The sequence below is a fragment of the Sciscionella marina DSM 45152 genome (assembly GCF_000379465.1).
Classification (GTDB): domain Bacteria; phylum Actinomycetota; class Actinomycetes; order Mycobacteriales; family Pseudonocardiaceae; genus Sciscionella; species Sciscionella marina.
In genome coordinates this window covers 26111-50793 of record NZ_KB905447.1, presented here as the reverse complement: position 1 = coordinate 50793, position 24683 = coordinate 26111, and the positions used below count along the sequence as shown (strand labels likewise).

2 protein-coding genes are annotated in these 24683 nt (G+C 70.2%); both read right to left on the bottom strand.

Annotated features, from left to right (window positions below):
* Nucleotides 1-16 precede the first annotated feature (16 nt).
* Nucleotides 17-10525: a non-ribosomal peptide synthetase gene (locus A37U_RS47460; RefSeq protein ID WP_020501847.1), complete on the bottom strand. Its 10509-nt coding sequence runs from the start codon at nt 10523-10525 to the stop codon at nt 17-19.
* Complete coding sequence (locus A37U_RS47455; RefSeq protein ID WP_020501846.1) at nt 10522-24408, bottom strand: non-ribosomal peptide synthetase; 13887 nt, start codon at nt 24406-24408, stop codon at nt 10522-10524. The genes A37U_RS47460 and A37U_RS47455 overlap by 4 nt, the downstream gene beginning before the upstream one ends.
* Nucleotides 24409-24683: the final 275 nt, after the last annotated feature.

Below are 24683 nucleotides of genomic sequence, written 5' to 3'. Positions count from 1 at the left end.
TCGCTCGCAAGCTCGCTCATTGCTCCCCCTCGAGCACGTCCTCGAACTCCTCGATCTCGTCCTGGTCCATGGACAGCAGCGTGATGTCCGAAGGGGTGTGCCCACCGCGCACTCCCTCGGCGGCGTGCTCCGCGATCCCGCGCAGCGCCGCGCTCCACAGCCGTGTCAGCTCTTCGATCGCGGCGTGGCCGAAATGTTCGCTCGCGTACCACACGCCCGCCAGCAGCCGTGGGCCATCGGGTCCTTCGTGCACCACCGCGTCGATCTGAATCCCGTGCGGGGCGGGCATTTCCGGATCAAGCCCGGACACCAGTGCGTCCGCTTCCCCGGCGAGCGACCAGGTTCCGCCCGTTCCCGGATCGACCCGGCCGAGGTAGTTGAACCCGAGCTGCGGGCTCGGTGCCTCGGCGAGCTCGGTCGCGGTCACCGGGTTCAGGTAGCGCAACAGCCCGTAGCCGATCCCGTCCCCGGGCATCGCGCGCACTTGCTCCTTGACGTTCTTGATCGCCCGCGAGACGAGTTCGCCCCCCTCGAGCACTTCCTGCCACGGTGGTTCCCCCGCGTTCAGCCGCACCGGGTGGGTGGTGGTGAACCAGCCGACCGTGCGGGACAGGTCCAGCCCTTCGGCGAGTTCGCCGCGCCCGTGCCCTTCGAGTTCCACGAGCACCTCACCCGCGCAGTCCTGCCACTGCCCCACCGCGAGGGCGAGCGCGGTCAGCAGCACATCGCTGGGCTTCGCGTGGTACGCCGAGGGAATCCGGTCCAGCAGCGGCGCGGTGCACCCCGTCTCGAGCGCCACCTCGATCCTGCGCAACCCGGCCGCGGTGCCACGCGGACCGGCGAGCGGATCACCACCGCGCAGCACCTCCCGCCAGCCGTCCAGTTCGGCGAGCCGTTCCGGGCTGGCCGCGGCGACGGCGAGCTGTTTTCCCCAGCGGCGAAGGGAAGTCCGCACCGGCGCGAGCGGCCGGCCCTCCAGCGCGGCGAGCAGATCGGGCAGCAGAATCCGCCAGGAGACCGCGTCCACCAGCAGATGGTGCGCGAGCAGCAGTAACCGCCCGTCCCGCGGACCGGCGTCGATCCACACCGCGCGCAACAGCGGACCGTCCAGGCGCAGGGAATCCGCCGCTGCGCGGGACTGTTCGGCCACCAGTTCCCGGAGCTCGCCTCCCTCGGCCGCGACGGTGGACACCAGTGCCGCAGGATCGACACTGCCCGGCTCGGGGATCTCGTAGCCGCCCGACTCGGTCCGGCGCATCCGGAGCGCGTCGTGCCGGTCGAGCAGCACGCCGAGCGCCTCGGTCAGCCGCGCCGGTTCGGTGTCCGCGGGCCCGCGCAGCAGCATCGACTGGTGAAACCCGCTCGGCTCGCCGAGTTCGGTGAACCACCGCATGATCGGGGTCGGCGTGAGCGCACCGATGCCCGCGCCCTCGGGCTCCCGGTTCTCCTCGCTGGTGCGGGCCAGGGCGGCGAGCGAGCGGGGAGCCTGGGCGGTGAAGACGTCCCGCGGGCTGATCACCAGGCCCGCTTCCCGTGCCCGGGCGACCAACTGGATCACCAGGATCGAATCGCCGCCGAGATCGAAGAAGCCGTCGTCCACCCCGACCCGGTCCAGGCCGAGCACCTCGGCGAAAGCGGCCGTCATGACCTGCTCCCGCGCGTCGGCCGGGGCGGTATCGGTGGTCCGGAATTCCGGCGCGGGAAGGGCGTCCTTGTCGATCTTGCCGTTCGCGGTCAGCGGCAGCTCGGGAAGCCGCATGATCGCGGCGGGCACCATGTACTCAGGAAGGCTGCGTGCCAGGTGCGACCGCAGATCCGCGTCGCCGTCGCCGACCACATAGCCGACCAGGCGCGCCGGTGCGTCCGGTCCGGCGGCACGCAGCACGACGGTCGCCGCGCGCACCTCTGGATGGTTGCCGAGCGTGGCCTCGATCTCGCCGAGTTCGATCCGGAAGCCGCGCAGTTTCACCTGCCGGTCCGCCCGGCCCGCGTAATCGAGCTGGCCGTCCGGCCGGATCCGCACCAGGTCCCCGGTGCGGTACATCCGGTCGCCGTCCGGGCAGGCGAGGAACCGTTCCGCCGTGCGACCGGGGCTCCCGAGGTAGCCACGGGCCAGGCTCGGCCCCGCCACGTACAGTTCTCCGGTCACCCCGGGCGGGACCGGACACAGGTGGCGGTCGAGCACGTACGCCCGGGTGCCGGGAACCGGATGCCCGATCGGCGGGCGCTGCGCCGGATCCGCCGGTCCGCCAAGGGGTTCCGAGACGGAGACGGCCACGGTGGTCTCGGTCGGCCCGTAACCGTTGAGCATCCGGCGCCCGGGCGACCAGTCCGCGACGACCGCGGGCGGGCACGCCTCGCCGGCCACGACCAGGGTTCGCAGACCGGGCAGTCCGGCCTCGATCGCGGGCAGCGCGGCGGGCGGCAGGGTGGCGTGGCTGACCCGCTGCTCGGTGATCAGCGCGGCCAGTACCGGCCCGGGAAGCAACCGCTCGGCGGGGGCGAGCACCAGGGTGGCCCCGTGCAGCAGGGCGGCGAACTCCCAGAACATCGCGTCGAAACTCGGCGAGGCGAACTGCAACACCCTCGATTCGCCGTCGATGCGGAGCCGGTCGCGCTGCACCGCGACCAGTCCGGCGATCCCGGTTCCGGTGACCACCACGCCCTTCGGGCGCCCGGTCGATCCGGAGGTGTAGATCAGATAGGCGGGCGCCTCGATCCGGGCACGGCGCCGCGGTGCGTGCCTCGGCTGCCGGGCTGCCGCGTCCGGGGACAGCACCGGGATTCCGGCGGGAAGCAGTCCTTCGGTGGCGGGTTCGGCGATCGCCAGGCTCGGCTGGGCGTCGACGCACATATAGGCCAGCCGATCGGCGGGATAGTCCGGATCGAGCGGCAGATAGGCGCCACCTGCCTTGGCGACCGCGAGCATCGCGGTGATCAGCTCCGGGCCGCGCCGCAGGCACAGTGCCACATAGTGTTCCGAGCCGATTCCGGACTCGATGAGCAGGTGCGCGAGCCGGTTCGCCCGGGCGTCGAGTTCGGCATAGGACACGGATTCGCCTGTCGTGGCAAGGGCTTCCCGGTCCGGATGTGCGGTGACCGCCCGCTCGAACAGTTCGGCGATCCCGAGTTCGGGCAGTACCGTACCCGTTGTCCAGGGTTCTCGTTCCCGCTCGGTGCGCACATCGATCTCGTGCAGCCGGGCGTGCGGCCGCGCGGCGACGGTGGCGAGCACGATGCCCAGCCGGGTGGCCATGGCCAGCACGGTCTGCTCGTCGAAGAGGTCGCTCGCGTATTCGAACACCCCGCGCAGCCCGCCGGACTCGGCCAGGTTGACCGCGAGATCGAAGCGGGCGCTGGCGAACTCGAGTGGTTCGGGGCGTGCGGTGATCCCCTCCGCATACAGCTCGGGAAGTTCCGTCTGGGTCAGCGCGAGCATCACCTGCGCCAACGGCGGGCGGCCGAGCGAGCGCTGTGGGGCGAGTTCCTCCACGAGCCGTTCGAACGGAACTCCCGCCTGGTCGAAGTCGGCGAGATCGGCCGCACGGACCCGGTCCAGCAGCTCGGCGAAACTCGGATCCCCGGACACATCGGTCCGCAACACCACGGTGTTCACGAACATCCCGACCAGCTCGTCCAGCGCCACATCCTCCCTTCCGGCGATCGGCGAACCCAGCGGAATATCCGAACCCGCACCTGATTTCGCCAGTAGCACCGCGAGACCCGCCTGGATCACCATGAACGTCGACACCCGGTATTCCCGGGCGAGCACACGGATTCCCGCGTAGGTTCCGGCATCGAGTTCGAACGGCACGCTGGCGCCCCGGTAGGTGGGATGCGCCGGGCGGGACCGGTCGGCGGGGAGCTCGAGCTCGGCCGGGGCGCCCGCGAGCCGGTTCCGCCAGTAGCCGAGCTGGGCTTCCAGTGCCTCCGCGGTGAGCTCTTCCCGTTGCCACAGCGCGTAATCCACGTACTGTACGGGCAGCGCGGGTTGTTCGGGTGCCGCACCGCGGGCCCGGGCACCGTACGCGGAGAGCAGATCGCGGGCGAGCGGACCGAGCGAGGTGCCGTCGGCCGCGATGTGGTGCACCACGAGCAGCAGCACGTGTTCGCCCTCTCCGGTACGCAGCAGCCGGGCGCGCAGCGGCGGGTCCACGGCCAAGTCGAACGGTTCCTTCGCCGCGGCGAGCAGTTCGTCCATTGTGGGCACCGTGGGCAGTTCCTGGCGCGCCTGCCGGGGATCCAGCACGAGCTGATACGGCTCGCCCGCGTACTCGCCGAACACCGTGCGCAGGCTCTCGTGCCTGGCCAGGACGTCGTCCAGGGCGGCCCGCAACGCCTCCGGGTCGAGTTCTCCGGTCAACGCCCACGCGAACGGCATATTGTAGGTCGCCGAGGCGCCGTGCAGCCGGTCGAACAGCCAGAGCCGGTACTGGGCGGCGGACAGCGGCGGGCGGCTCGGCCGGTCCATCCGCCGCAGCGGGGTGAGCCGCCGGGTCCCGGTGCGCGCGGCGAGTTCGGCCACGGTGGGCGCCTCGAACACCTCGCGCACCCCGATCCCCTCGCCGATCCGCGCGGCGACCCGCATCGCGAGCACCGAATTGCCGCCGAGCGCGAAGAAGTCGTCGTGCACCCCGACCCTGGGAACACCGAGCACCCCGGCGAAGGTTTCGGCGACCAGGCCCTCCCGGGCGGTGCGCGGCGCCTCCTCCCCGGCGCGCACCGCGGGCGCGGGGAGGGCGGCCCGATCGATCTTCGCGTTCGGGGTGTGCGGGAGCTCGTCCAGTGCGACGACAACGGCAGGCACCAGCTGTCCGGGCAAGCGTGCGGCAAGGCCCGCACGCACCGCGTCCGGATCCGCGGTACCGGTGAGGTAGCCGACCAGCTGGTTCGCGCGCACCGCGGCCACCGCGTCGATCACCCCCGGATGCGCGCGCATCGCCGCCTCGACCTCACCCAGCTCGATACGGAATCCGCGCAGCTTCACCTGATCATCGGTGCGGCCGAGATAGTCGAGCTGCCCTGATCGGGTCCGGCGCACCAGGTCCCCGGTCCGGTACATTCGCCCGCCCCAGGGACAGGCCACGAAGCGCTGCGCGGTCAGGCCGGGCCGCTCATGGTAGCCGACCGCGAGCCCCGCACCGGCAAGGTAGAGCTCTCCGGGTACCCCGGGCGGAACCGGTCGCAGCCCCGCGTCCAGAACATAGGCCCGGGTGTTCGCGATCGGTTCACCGATCAGCGGACGCGAACCGTCCACAGTGGACATGGTGGACCAGATGGTGGTCTCGGTAGGCCCGTACAGGTTGGTCACCCGGGAACAGCGCGCGTGCATGAGCGCGGCGAGATCCTCGGGCAGCGCCTCACCACCGACAAGAGCATGCACCTCGCCCAGTTCCGCGTCCAGGAGTTCCCGCCACAGGGTCGGGGTCGCCTGCGCCACGGTCACGTTTCTGGTGGCGAGCCGTCCGACGGCGTTCGCGGCCTCGGCGAGGATCACGGTGCCCGAAGTACACAGTGGACCGAACAGTTCGAGCACCGAGATGTCGAAGCTCACCGTGGTGACCGCGAGCATGCGCGCCCCGGCACGCAGCGGCAGCCGCTCGGCCATCGCGTCCAGGAAGTTCACCACCGAGCGATGCGACACGGGCACACCTTTCGGCCTCCCCGTGGATCCCGAGGTGTACAGCACATAGGCGGGTGCGCCGGGTCGCACGGGAATCTCCGGGACCGGCAGGCCCGGTTCCCGATCCTCCACGAGCACCCGTGGTGTGCCGCCGGGCAGTTCGACTCCCGCCGTGGTGAGCACCGCCGCCGGATGCTGGTCGACGAGCAGGTACTCGATCCGCTCGGTAGGGAAGACGGGATCGACCGGGAGGTAGGCTGCACCCGCTCGGTGCACCGCGAGCAACGCGATCACGAGCTCCCGGCACCGGGGCAACGCGACCGCGACCACCTCGCCCTGCCGCACCCCGCTCCGCGCGAGCCGGGCAGCGAGCTCGGCCACTTCCTCGTCGAGTTCCCGGTAGGTCAGTGAGGTTTCCCGACCGTCGAGGGCTGGAGCATCCAGCGCCTCGGCCTTAGGGGTGGCACGCACGCTGGCGGAGAACAGCTCGGCCAGCGTGATCTCGCGCAGCGGCGCCTCGGTGGCGTTCCAGGTGCGCAGGATCGTGTCGCGCTCGGTCGCGTCCAGCACGTCGAGCGCGCCGATGGCCCGGCCGGGCTCGGTGATCGCCGCCGCGAGTATCCGCCGCAGCCTGCTCAGCAGCTCGTCCACAGTGGACTCGTCGAACAGGTCGGTGGAGTATTCGCAGACTCCCGCTATTCCCGCGCCGCCTTCGCGTTCGCCGAGCACGAAGTGCAGATCGAACTTCGCGGTGGTCGCCGGGGCGGGCAGGCTGGTGACCTCGAGCCCGGGCAGCTCGAACCGCGGCGCCGGGTTGTTCTGATAGGAGATGGCGATCTGGAAGAGCGGATGCCTGGCGAGCGCCCGCTCCGGGTTCAGCTCCTCGACGAGCCGTTCGAAGGGTAGCCGCGCATTGCCGTAGTCGGCGAGGTCGGCCGTGCGGACCCGATCGAGCAGTTCAGCGAAACTGGGATCCCCGGACACATCGGTGCGCAACACCACGGTGTTCACGAATACCCCGACCAGCTCGTCCAGCGCGGCATCTTCCCGCCCGGCGATCGGCGAACCGAGCGGGATATCCGAGCCCGCCCCCGATCTTGCCAGCAGCACCGCGAGACCCGCCTGGATCACCATGAACGTCGACACCCGGTGTTCCCGGGCGAGCGCGCCGATCCGCGTGTGCACATCCGCGGACAGTTCGAAAGGCAGGCTCGCACCCGCGTAGCTCGGGTGTGCCGGGCGCGGCCGGTCGGCGGGCAGGACCAGTTCGACGGGGAGCCCGGCCAATCGTTCCCGCCAGTAATCCAGCTGCGCCCGGATCACCTCGCCTTCGAGCAGTTCCCGTTGCCACAGCGCGTAGTCCCCGTACTGCACGGGCAGCGGCACCCAGCCGGGCCGCTCCCCGGCACAGCGGGCCCGGTAGGCGGTGACCAGATCACCGGCCAGCGGGGCGAGGGAGGCTCCGTCCGCGGCGATGTGCGCGAGAACGACCGCCAGCACGTGTTCCCGCGCACCGAGCCGGAACAACCGCGCCCGGATCGGTGGTTCGGCGCTCAGGTCGAAGCCGCGCGCCACGAAACCGGTCAGTTCCGCCATGAGGTCGGTGGCGTCCACCGGCTCACCGTCCAGGACCGGTTGCGCGGCCAGAATCCGCTGGCACGGCTCCCCGTCACGCAGTTCCGGGTACACGGTGCGCAGGATCTCGTGGCGGTCGACGACATCACGGAGTGCCTCGGCGAGCGCCCCGGTGTCGAGTTCCCCGTCCAGGCGGAGCACCAGCGGCATATTGTAGGCGGCACCGCCCTGCTCGAACCGGTTGAGGAACCAGAAACGCTGCTGTGCGGCGGAAAGCGGAAGGTGTTCGGGACGCGGGCCCGCGGTGAGCGCCGGGAGGGTGTGTTCGCCCGTGGCGGTGACCCGCGCGGCGAGCCCGGCGACGGTCGGCGTCTCGAACACCGCCCGCACCCCGAGTTCGGCGCCGAGCGCGGGCCGCACCTTCGCGATCACCCGCATCGCGAGCAGCGAATCCCCGCCCAGTTCGAAGAAGCTGTCCTCCGCGCCGACCTCGGTGACCCCGAGCACCTCGGCGAAGATACCGGCGAGCACCGCCTCGGCCGGAGCGTGCGGAACCCGGCTCCGGAGCGCGCCGTACTCCGGAGCCGGCAGCGCCGCACGATCGAGTTTCCCGCTGGGGTTGAGCGGAAGTTCGGCCAGCACCACGATCCCCGAGGGCACCAGGTACCAGGGAACGACCTCCGCGAGCCGGGCCCGCACGGTCCGCGGATCGGGTTCGGTACCGGGTTTCGGGACGAGGTAACCGATGAGCCGCTTCTCGGCGTTCCCTTCGGCGATCACCACGGCCTCCGCGATACCGGGCTGGGCGCGCAGCGCGGCGGCGATCTCCCCCGGTTCGATACGAAAACCGCGCACCTTGACCTGTTCGTCCGCGCGGCCGAGGTATTCCAGCTGCCCGGATTCGGTCCAGCGCACCACATCCCCGGTGCGATACATCCGGTCGCCCCAGGGGCAGGCCACGAACCGTTCCGCGGTCAGCGCGGGCCGCTCGTGGTAGCCCAGCGCGATTCCGTTGCCTGCCAGGTACAGTTCACCCGGCACGCCGGGCGGAACCGGCCGCAGGCCCCGGTCGAGCACATAGGCCCGGGCACCGGAGACCGGTCGCCCGATCGGCGCATACCCGGAGGGGTTCCTGTCGTCGAACCAGGCGCTCGCGTACACACAGGCCTCGGTCGGCCCATAGATATTGGCGAGGCACGCTCCCGGTGCCGCCTCGCGCAGCCGCAGCACCAGTTCGGCGGGCAGGGCTTCACCGGCGAGCGCGAGGGTTTCCACCGGAAGCCGCTCGCTTTTCGCCAGTACACCGGACACCGCCGAGGGCACCGCGCACACGAGGCTCGCCGGGCGGGTGCGTTCGGCGAGGGCGAGCGCGTCGGCCACCAGTTCGATGCCGCCGCCGAGGCAGAGCGGAACGAGCGTGTCGAACACCGAGACATCGAAGTTCAGCGAGGTTGAGGCGAGTACATCGGTGAACACCGCCGGTTCGAAGGTCTCGGCGGCCCAGGACACCAGATTGGCCACGGCCGCATGCGGTACGAGTACGCCCTTGGGCCGTCCGGTCGATCCCGAGGTGTAGATCAGGTAGGCGGGATGCTCCGGGCGCAGCGGTCGCACCCGAGCGGCATCCGTGACGGGTTCCGCCCGTTCGGTCTGGTCGGTGTGCAGCACCGGGATTTGCGTCCGGTGTGGCGAGTCCCGCCCGGCGATCAGCGCCGCCGGGCGCGCGTCCTCGAGTAGATATGCCACCCGTTCGGCCGGATAACCCGGATCGATGGGCAGATAGGCGGCTCCTGCCTTGAGTACCGCGAGCAGCGCCACGAGCAGCTCCGGTTCCCGGCCGAGGGCGAGTGCCACCCGGTCACCGGGTCCGACGCCACGCGCGATCAGCGCACGCGCGAGCCCGTTCGAGCGCGCGTCGAGCTCCCCGTAGCTCAGTTCCACAGCCACGCCGCGCACCGCGATGCGCTCGGCGTGCTCCGCGGCCGCCCTGGCGAACAGCGCGGGCACCGTGCCGGTCGCCGGTTCCCGCGAGGGTCCCGCGAATTCCTCCAGCAGCCGGGCACGTTCGCCCTCTCCGAGGAGGTCCATGGCGCGCACGGGCGTGTCGGTGCGCGCGTTCTCCAGCAGCGCCACGAATCGGTCGAGCAGCCGGTTCGCCCACGCGGACGAGAACACCGAACGCCGGTATTCGAACCGTACGGTCATCGGGTCCCCGGGCACCACCGCGAGCACGAGCGGATAGTGCGTCGCGTCGACGTGCCGCACCCCCTCGATGCGCAGCTCCCCGGTCTGGTCCACAGTGGACGGATCGAAGGGGTAGTTCTCGAACACGGTGAGCGTGTCGAAGAGCTGCTGTGTTCCAGCGGCCTGCTGGATCTCGGCGAGGCCGAGGTACTCGCTGCCCAGCACCGAGGAATGCCCCGCGTGGCAGGCGACGACCAGCTCACCGAAGGTGCCGCGCTCGGGTACCCGCACCCGGACCGGGATGGTGTTCACGAACAGGCCGATCATGCTCTCCACGCCCGCGACCTCGGCCGGGCGCCCGGAAACCACCGTGCCGAACACGATGTCCGCGCCACCGGTGAGCCGGGCCAGCAGCACCCCCCATGCGGACTGCACCACCGCGTTGACGGTGGCGCCCGCCCCACGGGCGATGGCACTCAACCGCGCACTCGCATCGCCACTGAGTTTCGCGCTGACCTCGGCGGGAAGTTCGGCCCCGTCCCCCGGTTCCGGACCGGCGACCAGGGTGGGTTCGGCGAGGCCGCTCAGATACTCCCGCCACACCTCGAGAGCCGCGGCTCGGTCGCGCTGCTTGAGCCAGGCCAGGAACTGCTTGTACGAGGGTGGCTGCGGGAGCGTGCCACCGGAGTACAGGCCGAGCAGTTCCGCGCACAGCAAGGGAGTTGACCAGCCATCGAGCAGGATGTGGTGATGCGTCAGGATCAGGCGCGCCCGCCCGGGACCGGTGTGGGCGAGCACGAACCGCAGCAGCGGCGGCCGGGCGATGTCGAACGGCGTGCCGCGTTCCTCCTCGGCGAGCGCGTCCGGGTCCTCGGTGTCGAGCTCCCGCCACGGCGTGCGGACCTCGCGGGCGATCACCTGCACCGGCTTGTCCAAACCCTCGTGCAGGAAGCCGGCACGCAGATTCGGGTGCCTGCGCAACAGTTCCCCGGCCGCGGCCGCCATGGCCGCGGTGTTCAGCGGCCCTTCGATATCGATCGCGATCTGCGTGGTGTACACGTCGGATCCGTACGCCGCATGGAAGAACAGTCCTTCCTGAAGCGGGGAAAGCGGCCAGATGTCCTCGATCTGGGAGCGTTTCACAAATCCCTCCATACCGCTTCGAGCGCGTCGATTTCCGTCTGGTCAAGGGAAACGAGCGAGAGATCCGATGGCGTGTGCCCGCCCCCGGAACCGGTTCCGGTGTATTCGGCGATCGCGGCGAGCGCCTCGCACCACCGGTCGAGCAGTTCCACCGCCTCCTGCTCGGTGATGGTTCCGGCCCGCCAGCCGAGGGTGGCGCGCAGTTCCCCGTCCACGGCCGCGATGTCGACGGCCAGGTCGTGCCCGGCCGGTGGCTGCCCGGTCAGTGCCTCGTTCTCCTCGGCGAGCCCCCACTCCCCTTCGGCACCGGGTGCTTCGGCGCGCCCGAGATAGTTGACGAGCACCCGCGCCGCGCTCAGCTCGCCGAGCCGCCGCGCGCCTTCCTCGGTCAGATAGCGCAGCATGCCATAACCGATGCCGTTGTCCGGGGCGGCTCGCAGCGCTTCCTTCACCGTCTTCACCGCGGCGTCGATCCCGTCTGTCCGGGCGCGAACCTCGGACCAGTCGAATCCGGCGAGATCGAGCGCCACCGGGTGCATGCTGGTGAACCAGCCGACGGTGCGGGAAAGGTCCAGACCATCGGCGATCTCCTCTCGCCCGTGTCCCTCCACGTCGAACAGCACCCGGCCGCTTCCGGTCGTGCCGAGCCCGCTCTGCCACAGCGCCATCGTCAGGGCGGCGAACAGGATGTCCTCGGTTCCGGCGTGAAAGGCGAGCGGGACCTCGTCGAGCAGCGCCGCGCTGAGCTCCCGGTCCACACGACGGCGCAGGTGCCCGTGCCCGTCCCGCGCGCCCCGGATCGGTTGCGGCGCCTCGGCGAGCACCTGCTCCCAGTGCCCCAGCTCGCCGATCCGTTCCGCGGACTCGGTGCGCAGTTCCCGGGCCCAGCGCCGGACCGAGGTGCCGACCTCGGCGAGCTCCGCACCGCCGAGCGCGGCGATCAGGTCGGGCACGAGGATCCGCCAGGACACCCCGTCCACCGCGAAGTGATGGGCGACCAGCAGCAGCCGCGAGCCGTCCGCGCCCGCGTCGAACCAGATCGCGCGCAGCAGCCCGGCCTGGCTCGGGGACAGTGCCGCCGCGGCGGTGTCCGCGTTCGCCCGTACCGCGGCACGCAGCCCGGCTTCGTCCATTGTGGACGCGTCCACGGTGTGCAGGTTCGGGCGCACCACCCCCGGTTCGAGCACGGTGGCGGCGAACCCACCGTCCGTCCTGGTGACCCGCATGCGCAGCGCGTCGTGCCGCCCGAGCAGGGCGGTGAGCGCGGCGGTGATCCGCTCCGCGCCGAGACCGCCCGGCACTCGCAATACGATTGCCTGGTGGAACCGGTCGGTATCGGTGTCCTGCGCGGCGAGCCAGGACATGATCGGGGTCGCGGGGACCTCGCCCAGATTCGCGCCCTCGGGTTCGCGCCGCACGACCGCGCCGGTACGGGCGACCGCGGCCAAGGCGCGCGGGGCGGGATTGGTGAACACATCCTTCGGGGTCACCGTGTACCCGTGTGCGCGGAGTTTCGCCACCACCTGGATGGCCACGATGGAATCGCCGCCGAGTTCGAAGAAACCGTCCCCGGCCCCGACGGTCTCCCGGCCCAGTATCTCGGCATACACCGCGCAGATGGTCTCCTCGGCCGCGGTCGAGGGTGCGGTGTAGGGACCGCTTGCCGTGAACTCCGGGTGCGGCAAGGCTTTCCGGTCCAGTTTCCCGCTCGGGGTCAGCGGGAACTCGTCCAGCACGGTGAACACGGCGGGCACCATGTACTCCGGCAGCACCGACCGCAGCCCGTCGCGCAGCCTGCCCGCATCGAAACCCGCCCCGGGCACCACATAGCCGGCCAGCACCGTCTCCCCCGCCGGCGAGGCCGTCGCCAGCGTCACGGCCTGGCCGACGCCTTCCTGGGCGGCGAGCACCGCGTCGATCTCGCCCAGCTCGATCCGCTGGCCGCGCACCTTCACCTGGAAGTCCGCGCGCCCCACATAGACGAGCTCGCCCGCGCGGTTCCACCGGACCACGTCACCGGTCCGGTACATCCGTTCCCCGGTACCGAACGGGCAGGCCACGAACCGCTCCGCGGACAATCCGGCCCGGCCGAAGTATCCCCGGGCCAGCTGCACCCCGGCCAGATACAGCTCCCCCGCGACACCGGGTGCGACCGGACGCAGGAATTCGTCCAGCACGAAAACCCGCGTGTTCCACACCGGACGGCCGATCGGCACCACCGGATCGCCGCCGCCGACGCCGAACCAGGTCACATCCACCGCGGCCTCGGTCGGACCATACAGATTGAACAGGCCGCCCTCCGGCCACCGGTCCAGCGCCGCGTCCGCGACCGAGGCGGGCATCGCCTCGCCGGAGCAGAAAACCAGCCGCGGCGAACCGACGATCCCCGCTCCGTCCAGGAAGGCCCGCAGCATGGACGGCACGAAATGCGCCACCGTCACACCCTCGCGGGCGAACAGTTCACCCAAGTACTCGGCATCCCGGTGCCCGCCGGGCGCCGCCAGCACCACGGAGGCGCCGGTGCTCAGCGCCCAGAACAGTTCCCACACCGAGACATCGAACGAGATCGAGGTCTTCACGGCGACCCGATCCGTTTCCTCGAGCGGGAATTCGGCTTGCATCCACCGCAACCGGTTCACCACGGCGGCGTGCGAGACCACGACGCCCTTCGGGCGGCCCGTGGAGCCCGAGGTGTAGATCACGTACGCCGCACAGTTCTCCGGGACCGCGATCTCCAGCGGGGTGTCCGGGTAGCCGGAGAGCTCGGCGTCGTCGAGCACGATCGCCGGTACCGCTGCCGGCAGCACACCCGCCAGCTCCCGGTCGGTCAGCACGCACACCGGTCCGGAATCCTCCGCCATGAACGCCAATCGCTCCGCGGGAAGCTCCGGATCCAGTGGGACATAGGCGCCACCCGCCTGGTGCACCGCGTAGATCGCCATCATCAGCTCCGGCGAGCGCGGCAGCAGCACCCCGACCCGGCTGTCCGGTCCGACACCGCGTTGCCGGAGCAACCGGGCCAGTCGCCGCACCCGGGAGGCGAACGCACCGTAGCTGAGCACCGCGCCCTCGGACTGCATCGCCATCGCGTCCGGAGTGCGCGTTACCTGTGCCTCGAACAGTTCCGGCAGGGTTCCCTGGACGCCGGTGACCTCCGTGGCGTTCCACTCCCGCAGGACCTTGCTCTCCTCGTCCGGGTCGAGTAGGCCGAACTCGGTAACGGGCCGATCGGGTTCGGCACCGAGCAGAGCGAGCAGCCGGGTGAACCGTTTGGTCAGTTCCGCGGCGGTGGCGTCCTCGAACCGGTCGATGGCGTATTCGAGCACCCCGCTCATGCCACCCTGCTCGGTTTCCGCGAGCGACCACAGCAGGTCCACCTTCGCGGTCCGGGTATCGACCGGTTCGATGCGCGCCTCGAGCCCGGGAAGGCACAGCTGCGGCCGGTCGAAGTTCTGGAACGCCAGCATCACCTGGAAAAGCGGGTTCCTGGCCATGGATCGCTGTGGGGCCAGCTCGTCGACAAGGTGCTCGAACGGCACATCCGCGTGTGCGAAGGCCGCGATGTCCGTCTCCCGCACCCGGGCCAGCAGCTCGCCGAAGCTGGGTTGCCCGGAAAGATCGGTGCGCAATACCAGCGTGTTCATGAAAACACCGACCAGGTCGTCGAGCGCCGGATCCGGGCGTCCGGCCACCGGGGAACCGATCGGGACATCGCGGCCGCAGCCCAGACCGGACAACAGCACCGCAAGCCCGGCCTGTACCACCATGAACAGGCTGACGCCGTGTACGGCGGCGAGTTCGGTGAGCCGGGCGTGCGTTGCGGCGTCGACCTCGAAGGGGACCGTGGCACCGCGGTAGCTGGGAGTTGCCGGGCGGGGCCGGTCGACCGGCAGCGGCAGTTCCTCCGGCAGGCCGGCGAGCTGCTTGCGCCAGAACCCGACCTCGCGATCCAGGAACTCCCGGTTCTCCAGCAGATTCCGCTGCCAGACCGCGAAATCGGCGTACTGCACCGGAAGCGGTGCCCAGTCGGGTTCCCGGGATTCCAGGCGCGCGGCGTACGCGGTCATCACATCCCTGGCCAGTGGGGCGAGCGAGGAGCCGTCGGCGGCGATGTGGTGCAGTACGAGCACCAGCACGTGCTCGGCTTCCGAGACCTGGAACAGTCGTGCCCGGATCGGCAGGTCCACGGCGAGTTCGAATTCCTCGCGGGCGAACTCCCGGGCCGCGGTGTCGATCTCGACGTCCTTCGCGCCCCGCATCGCGACCGTGTCGAGCGGCACGGTGGCCGCGGAGGCGCCGAGGACGACCTGGCGTGGTTTGCCGTCGTGTTCGCGGATTACCGTGCGCAGCACCTCATGCCGACCGACCACATCCCCCAACGCCACACCAAGAACCCCACCATCCAACACACCACACAACCGCAACCCGACCACAATATGATAAACCGACCGCTCCCCCTCCAACCTCGACAAAAACCACAACCGCCGCTGACCAGCAGACAACGGCAACACCCCAGAACGACCGACACCCACCACCGCAGGAAGCACACCCGAACCCTTGGTTTCCAGTGCGGCGGCCGCGACTCCGCGGGCGGTGGGGGTTTCGAACAGGACCCGGATCGGCACCTCCGCGTCCAGCACGGTGCGCAGCCGCGCCACGATCCGGGTCGCGGAAAGCGAATTCCCGCCGCGCTCGAAGAAGCTGTCGGTCACACCGATATCGTGCAGACCGAGCACATCCGCGAAGATCGAGCAGACGATCTCCTCGATCGGTGAGCGCGCCTCGGCCGATTCTTCGTGCGGTGCCTCGAATCGCGGTTCGGGAAGCGCCTTGCGGTCGAGTTTCCCGCTCGGCGTCAGCGGGAACTCGTCCAGCACGGTGAGGACCGCGGGAACCATGTACTCGGGGAGCGTCGCACGCAGCAGTTCGCGCAACCGCGCGGGTTCCACCGTGGCATCCGGTGCCGCGACCAAGTATCCGACGAGCACATTCTCGCCACCCGGGCCCGATGCGGTGGTCACCACGGTCTGGGCGACACCGTCCAGAGCTCCGATGGCCAGTTCGATCTCCGCGGGCTCGATCCGCTGACCGCGCACCTTCACCTGGAAATCGGTGCGGCCCAGGTAGACCAGCTCGCCCGAACGGTCCCACCGGACCAGATCCCCGGTCCGGTACATCCGTTCCCCCGCTCCGAATGGGCAGGCCACGAACCGCTCCGCGGACAGTCCGGGGCGTCCGGTGTACCCGCGGGCCAGCTGCACCCCGGACAGGTACAGCTCGCCCGCGATGCCGGGCGGGACCGGGCGCAGAAACCGGTCCAGCACATAGAGCCGGGTGTTCCACACCGGCCGGCCGATCGGAATCACCGGCGCACCGCCATCGACCCGGTGCGCGGTCACATCCACGGCTGCTTCGGTGGGACCGTACAGATTGTGCAGCGCCACTTCCGGAAAAGCCGCCCGGAGCTCCCGCGCGACGGCGGCGGGCAGTTCCTCGCCCGAACAGAACACCGAGCGCAGCCCACCGGCGCGGCCCCCGGCGGACACGAAGGCGCTGAGCATCGACGGCACGAAATGCGTGACCGTCACCTTCTCGCGTTCGAACAATCCGCTCAGATACTCGGGATCACGGTGCCCGCCCGGTTCCGCGACCGTCAGCGAACTCCCGGCCAGCAGCGGCCAGAACAGTTCCCACACCGAGACATCGAAGGAAATGGGTGTCTTCTGCAGCACCCGGTCGGCGGCCGTCAGCCCGTACGTGTCCTGCATCCACGACAGCCGGTTGACCACGGCGGCATGCGAGACCACCACCCCCTTCGGACGGCCGGTGGACCCGGAGGTGTAAAGCACATAGGCCGCGCGATCGGCGTACGGTTCCCGGTCGAGTGGCCCGTCCGGGATTCCGGAAAGATCCGCCTCGTCCGCGAACACCGCGGCGACCCCGTCCGGCACCAGCGCGGCCAGCGCGCGCGTCGTGACCACGCACACCGGTGCGGAATCGGCGATCAGGAATTCGAGCCGGTCCGCGGGAAGGTCCGGATCGAGCGGGACATACGCGCCACCGGTCTGGTGCACCGCATAGATCGCCACCATCAGTTCCAGTGAGCGCGGCAGCAGCACGCCCACCCGCGCCTCCGGTCCGGCGCCGAGACCGCCCAGATACCGTCCGAGCTTGCGCGCCCGGGAACCGAATTCCCGGTAGGACAGCACGGTTCCCGCGAAGCGGACCGCCTCGGCCTCCGGTGACCGCAGCACCTGTGCGTCGAAGAGATCCGGCAGAGTTCCCGTGGTGACCGTGTTCTCGGTGGCGTTCCACTCGCGCAACACGAGTTCCCGCTCCGCCGCGGAAAGCACCTCGATCTCGGCCACCGCGATATCCGGATCGGCGACCACGGCTTCCAGCACCCGTTGGAAGCGCTCGGCCAGTTCCCGCGCGGTGGTCTCCTCGAACAGATCGGTGGAGTACTCGAGCGCCCCGGAAAGCCCACCGTCCCCGGACTCGGCGAGAGAGAACAGCAGGTCGAACTTCGCGGTCCCAGTGTCCACCGGTTCGGCGCTGACCCGCAGCCCTTCCAGATCCAGCCGCGGTGGCGCGTAATTCTGGAACGCCAGCATCACCTGGAAAAGCGGGTGCCGCGCCATCGACCGCCGTGGAGCGAGCTCATCGACAAGGTGCTCGAACGGCACATCCGCATGTGCGAACGCGCCCACATCGGTGCGGCGGACCCGGTCGAGCAGTTCGGTGAAACTCGGTCGCCCGGAAAGATCCGTGCGCAGCACCAGGGTGTTCAGGAAGACGCCGACCAGATCGTCCAGCACCGGATCGGGCCGTCCGCCCGCCGGTGCCCCGATCGGCACATCCTCGGTACCGCCCAGCTTCGACAGCAGCACCGCCAAGCCCGCCTGTACCACCATGAACACGCTGACCCCGCGCCAGCGGGCCAGCTCCGCGATGCCGGCGTACAGCGCCGCGGGAAGCTCGATGGGCACGGTCGCCCCCCGATAGCTCGGGTTCACCGGGCGCGCCCGGTCGGCGGGCAGCGGCAGTTCCTCCGGAAGCTCGGCGAGCTGTTCCCGCCAGTACTCGATCTGGCGTTCCACGAGATCCGCGCGCTCCAGCAGATCTCGCTGCCACACCGCGAAATCCCCGTACTGCACCGGAAGCGGCGCCCAGTCCGGTTCCCGGGAACGCAACCGCGCCGCGTACGCGGTCATCACATCCCTGGCCAGCGGGGCGAGCGACCAGCCGTCCGCGGCGATGTGGTGCAGCACAAGCACAAGCACGTGCTCGGTTTCGGAGAGCCGCAACAATCGTCCCCGGATCGGGATGTCGTTCGCCAGGTCGAATTCCTCCCGGGCGAACTCCCGCGCGGCCGGTTCGACGGAGTCGGATGTGTGTTCCTCGACCGGGAGGCTGAGTTCCGGGGGATCGAGCACGATCTGGCCCGGCACCCCGTCCTGTTCGCGGATTACCGTGCGCAGCACCTCATGCCGACCGACCACATCCCCCAACGCCACACCAAGAACCCCACCATCCAACACACCACACAACCGCAACCCGACCACAATATGATAAACCGACCGCTCCCCCTCCAACCTCGACAAAAACCACAACCGCCGCTGACCAGCAGACAACGGCAACACCCCAGAACGACCGACACCCACCACCGCAGGAAGCACACCCGAACCCTTGGCCTTCTCCTCGGCCACCGCGGCGGCGGCACCGGCGGGGTCCGGGCGCTCGAACAGGGCGCGCACCGGAAGGTCCACGCCGAGCGCACTGCGCAGCCGGGCCAGCACCCGGGTCGCGGACAGTGAATTCCCGCCCAGTTCGAAGAAGTTCTCATTGCTGCCGACCCGGGCGACGCCGAGCACTGTGGCGAACACCGAGGACACGATTTCCTCGATCGGCCCGCGCGGCGGCTGCCAGTCCTGACCGGTGCCCGCCTCCGGTTCCGGAAGCGCGGCACGGTCGAGTTTCCCGTTGCGCGTCAACGGAAAGCGGTCGAGCACCACGATCTTCGCCGGTACCAGGTGCGCGGGGAGCCGCCCGGCCACCGACCTGCGCAGCCCGTCCGCGTCGAGCGGGGTCCCCGTGGCGACCACGTAGCCGACCAGCCGCGCCGACTCGGTACCCGCGTTCCGCACCATCGCGGCCGCTCCCGCGACGTTCCGCTCCGCCGCGAGGGCGCTCTCCACCTCGCTGAGCTCGATGCGGAACCCCCGGATCTTCACCTGGAAATCGCCGCGCCCCAGGTATTCCAGCCCACCGTCGGTGCGGCGGCGAGCGAGGTCCCCGGTGCGATACATCCGCTGCCCGGCGGCGAACGGATCGGCCACGAACCGACTCGCGCTCAGTCCGGCCAGTCCGTGATAACCGCGAGCGAGGCCAGCGCCGGCGACGTACATCTCCCCGCGCACCCCGTCCGGTACCGGGCGCAGTCGCTCGTCGAGCACGTGGATTCGCAGATCACCGAGCGCCGCACCGATCAGCGAGCCGGTGCCCGGCACCGCCATCGCGGAACGGAGCTCCAGGTAGCTCACGTGCACCGTGGTCTCGGTGATGCCGTACATGTTCACCAGCACCGGGCCGGTATCCCGGTGCCGCGCGTACCAGTCCGAGAGCCGCGGGATATCCAGTGCCTCCCCACCGAAGATCACGTAGCGCAGCGCGAGCTCCGTGTCGGCACGTTCCTGCTCGGCCGCGGCCAGCTGATAGAACGCCGAGGGTGTCTGGCTGAGTACCGTGACCCGTTGGCGTTCGAGCAGCCGCAGCATCGTCTCCGGGGCACGGGAAGTCTCGTAGTCCACCACCACGAGTGCGCCACCGCTGCCGAGCGCCCCCCACAGCTCCCAGACGGAGAAATCGAAGGCGTACGAGTGGAACAGCGTCCAGGTGTCCCGCTCGTCGAAGGCACAACGTGCGGCGCAGGCGCGCAGCAGCCTGGCCACGTTGGCGTGCGTGACGACCACGCCCTTGGGCGTACCGGTGGAACCCGAAGTGTAGATCAGATACGCCGGATGCGTGGCCAGCAACCGGTTCCCGCGCTCGCCCGGTTCGATGTTCCGTTCCTCGGCGCGTTCGTCGAGCACGACCACGGTCCCGTCGAGTTCGCCCGGCCGGTCGGTCACCGTGGCGACCGGTTCGGCGTCCGCCAGCAGGAAGGCGATGCGTTCGCGTGGGTAGCCCGGATCGATCGGCAGATAGGCCGCCCCGGCCTTGAGCACGCCGAGTACGCCGATCACCAATCCGGGCGAGCGCGGCAACAGCAAGGCCACGAACCGTTCCGGACCGGCTCCGGCCGCGATCAGCCTGCGCGCCAAGGCGTTCGCGCGTGCGTTGAGTTCGCGATAGCTCAGGCGCCGTCCCTCGGCGATCACCGCGGTCCTGTCCGGATGGGTGCGCGCCACCCGCTCGAACAGCTCCACCAGTGTCCCGGTCGGGGCCGATTCCGGCAGCGGGCGCTCGATCGTGGCTCGTTCGGCCTCGGTGAGCAGTACTCGCGGATCCGGCGCCCTCCCGGGTTCCGCGAGTACCGCGTGCAGCAGCCGCAGGAAGCGCTCGCTGAGTGCGCGGGCACTGTCCTGTTCGAACAGTTCGCTCGCGTACTCGAGGGTCGCCTCCAGTCCTTCGGAATCGGCTCCGGCGCGGAAACCCAGCGAGAGATCGAACTTGGCCGTCCCGGAGTCCAGCCGCCGGATCGTGGTGCTCACCCCGGCGAACCGGATCCGGGGATCTTCCTCGTGCTGGAAACTGAGCGCCACCTGAAACAGCGGATGCCGCCCGACCGCACGATCCGGATTGAGCTCCTCGACGAGCCGTTCGAACGGGAGATCGGCATGGGCGAACGCTTCGAGATCCGTGCGCCGCAACCGGTCCAGCAGCTCGAGGAAGCTCGGGTCACCGCCGGTGTCGGCGCGCAGTACGACCGTGTTGACGAACACCCCGATCAACTGCTCGAGTGCCGGATCCGCGCGGCCGGCCACCGGGGTTCCGATCGGTATGTCCTCGCCCGCGCCGAGCCGGGTCAGCAGCAGCGCGAACGCACCGTGCAGCACCATGAACGGCGTGGTCCCGGTGCGCCGCGCGAGTTCCCGCACCCGCCGGTGGGTCGGCGCGTCGAGGGTGAATTCGATCGAACCGCCCGCCCCGGCCGGGCTCGGCCCGCGCTGACGATCGGTGGGCAGCTCGAGTTCGGCCGGGATCCCGCGCAGCTTCTCCGTCCAGTAGTCACGCTGGCGGTCCAGTACTGTTCCGGTGAGCCGCTCCTGTTGGCACAGCGCATAGTCCGCGTACTGCACCGGAAGCGGGGACCACTGCGGTGCGTTCCCGGAAAGCCGTGCCGCGTAGGCATATTCGAGGTCCGCGGCAAGTGGGCGCAGCGACCAGCCGTCCGCGGCGATATGATGCAACACCACGGCGAGCACGTGTTCCCGCTCGCTGATCCGCAACAACCTGGCGCGCACCGGAGGTTCCGTGGCGATGTCGATGGCCTCGCGAGCGAACCCGGCGAGCTGACCCTCCACTTCGGACTGTTCGATGTGGACCACGTCCGGTCTGGCGCCCTCGGTGAGGATCTCCTGATACGGACGGCCGTCGACTTCCGGGAACACGGTACGCAGGCTCTCGTGCCGCTGCGCGACATCCGCGAACGCGGCGAGCAGCGCGTCGAGGTCCACGGACCCGGTCAGCCGCACGGCGAACGGCATGTTGTAGGTGCTTGCCGGTGCCATCCGGTTGAGGAACCAGAGCCGGTACTGGGCATCGGATACCGGGATCCGTTCCGGGCGCGGCATCCGGCGCACTCCGGAGTCGCCCACGGAGCCCGCGTCCGCGCAGGCCGCGGCGAGCCCGGCCGCGGTGGGGGTCTCGAACAGCTGCCGCACACCGAGGTCAGTGCCCAGTTCGGCGCGTGCCCTGGCGATCACCCTGGTCGCGGAAAGCGAGTCGCCGCCGATGTCGAAGAACCGCTCGGCCGGTCCCACCTCGGACAGTCCCAGCACATCCGCGATGATGCCGCACAGGATCGCCTCGATCCCGGTCCTCGGTTCGCGCGGGCCCGACTCCGATTCCCGTGGCGGTGCGGGAAGCGCCGCACGGTCGAGTTTCCCACTCGCACCGAGCGGGAGGGCCTCGAGCACCAGGATCACCGCGGGAACCATGTAGTCCGGGAGCAGACCGGCGAGATAGCGCCGCAACAGTTCCGGATCGGCGGCCACACCGGAGGCCGGGGTCACGTAGCCGATGAGCCGCTTCTCCCCGGGCCCGTCCTCGCGAGCGAGCACCGCGGCGCCGGTGACGCTCGGATGCTCGGCGAGCGCCGATTCGATCTCCCCGACCTCGATGCGGAAACCGCGCACCTTCACCTGGAAATCCGCCCGCCCGAGGTAGACGAGCTCGCCGGACTCGTTCCACCGCACCACATCCCCGGTGCGGTACATGCGCTCCCCCGGATCGCCGAATGGGCAGGCGACGAACCGTTCGGCGGAGCGCCCCGCGCGGTTGAGGTAGCCGCGGGACAATCCGGCGCCTGCGAGGTACAGTTCACCGGCCACCCCGGGCGGGACCGGACGGCAACCGCGATCGAGCACATAGGCGCGCACGTTCGCCAGCGGGGCACCGATCGGGGCCGCGGCGTCCTCCCGACCGTCGTCGAACCAGGCGGTGGCGTACACGCAGGCCTCGGTCGGCCCGTAGATGTTCGCCAGCACGGCGGCCGGGGCGAGCTCCCGCAGTCGGCGCACCAGCCGCGGCGGAACCGCCTCCCCGGCGAGCGCGATCCGGTCGATCCCCTGCAGCGCACCGGAATCGGCGACCGCGGCGAGCGCCGAGGGCACTGCGCACAGCAGGCTCGCCCGCCGCGGCCGGTCGGCCAGTTCGAGTACATCCTCGAGCACCTCGATACCGCCGCCGAGCAGCAGCGGGATCAGCGTGTCGAACACGGAGACGTCGAAGGTCAGCGGGGTCGTCGCGAGCACGTTCCGGAAGGCATCGGCGCCGAACCGGTCCAGGGCCCAGTCGGCCAGATTGGACACACTCGCGTGGCTGACGAGCACTCCCTTGGGGCGGCCGGTGGACCCCGAGGTATAGATGACATAGGCGGCGCTGTCCGCTCGCGGTGCCGCTTCACTGAGGTCCGCAGCGGAGTACCGGTCGAGCGCGCCGAGCTCGATCCTGGGCAGCGCGTCCCCGATCAGCTCGGCGCACTCCTCGTCGGTGATCGCGCACACCGGGGCGGCGTCCTTGAGCACCACCCGCGCCCGTTCCGGCGGGGAATGCCGGTCCAGCGGTACATAGGCCGCGCCGGCCTTGCTCACCCCGAGCAGCGCGACAACCGCGTCCGCCGAACGGCCTAGCGCCACCGCGACCCGTTGCTCAGCGTCCACCCCTTGTTCGATCAGCGCCCGGGCGAGCCGATTGGCCCGCGCGTTCAGCTCGGCATAGCTCAGGCTGCCCGTGGCGGAGGTCACCGCCACCGCGTCCGGGTACGCCCGCACCGCGCGTTCGAATCGGTCCGGGATCGTACGCGGGTTCCCCAGCCGTGCGGTCTTGTTCCACCCGTGCAGTACCCGGTGGCGCTCGTCCTCGTCCAGCACATCGATGGCGGAGACCCTGGCGCCCTCCCCCGCGTTCGCGAACACCCGCAGGAACCGCAGGAAGCGTTCGTGGTGCCCGCGCAGTTCCTCCGCCGAGTACAGCGCGGGGTTGGCCTCGAAGTCCACCCGGAAGGCGTGCTCGGCGCTGCCGCCGTGATACATCGTGACCGAGAGGTCGTCCACGGTGCCCGCGGCATGCACCCGCATCGTCGCGGGCGCGGTACCGAAACGCAGCTCCGAGAAGAACGGCATCATGTTCACCATCGGCCCGAACCGCGCCTGGCTGCCGCCGGTCAGCCGTTCACCCCGGAAGCGCTCATGGCGCAGCACGGAGAACAGCTCCGCCCGCGCCCGTGCCACGAGGGTGCCGACCGTGTCCCGTTCGTCCAGTCGCAGGCGCAGCGGAAGCACGTTCGACACCATCCCGGCGACGCCCTTGATCCGGGTACCCCTGCGGGCCATCACCGGAACGCTCAGTACCACCTCGGAGCGGTCGGTCAGCCTGCCGAGATAGGTGGCGAACGCGGCGAGCGCCAGCACCGGGACGGTGCCGTGCAGCAACCGAGCCGCCGCCTCGAGCCCTTCCGCCGCCGAGCTGGAGAGCACCCCGGGCGCGCGCACCGGGTCCACGCTCGGCGCCGCCGTTCGTCCGGCGAGGCTCGCCGGTTCCGGGAGCTCGCCCGCGATCCGGTGCCAGAACTCCTCGTCGGTATCCGCGCGTCCGGAGGCCCGATAGCGGTCTTCCTCGGCGAGCAGCTCGGCCACCGTGCCGTAGTGCACCGCACGCGGTTCCGTCCCCTCGGCCCCGGCGCTGTACACCTCGGCGAGCCGGGCCAGGAACCAGGCGCCGGTCTGGCCGTCGCACACGATGTGATGCGCCCGCAGCAGGACCTGCCAGTGATCCGCGGCGAGTTCGAGCAGCGCCACCGAGGCGAGCGGATCCCGCGCCAGGTCGATCTCGGCGGCGCAGTCCGCCCGGATCCACTCCTGTGCGCGCCGCGCCGGATCGGATTCGGCACGGAAATCAATCACCTGGATGGAGCAACGGGGTGCTCCGTTTCGCCGCTGAACCGGCTCACCCGCACGTTCGGGCACGGTGACACGAAGATTTTCGAATTCGCCGAATGTGTGCTCGACGGCTCGTTCGAACAAGGCGGGGTCGACAACACCGCGGATATCGATAACTTGCGCGATGTTGATCGGTGTCCTCGGGGACAGCAATTGCGCATACCACAAACCGCGCTGCGCGGAAGACAACGGCAAATACTGATCGTCCAACGAGACCATTCCCGCTCACTGTCTGTGTTCACTGAAGTTAGGACAACGTTTCGACAGCGTAATGTCCGAGGGAAACCTATCACTCAACGGATCCTCTTACCAGCCAGTAGGCTTCTCATCCGCGGCACTCCGAGCGGGGTCCGGGTGAGGACTTCGGCCCCCGGAGCCTCCTTGCTATGACGGGAATAGGCGGATTCCGCTCCGCAGCAAAGACGACCACGCTACTACCCGTGACGGCAGCGGCGCCGCTCAGCGGATGTCGCCGATTTCAAGTTCCCCCTGCG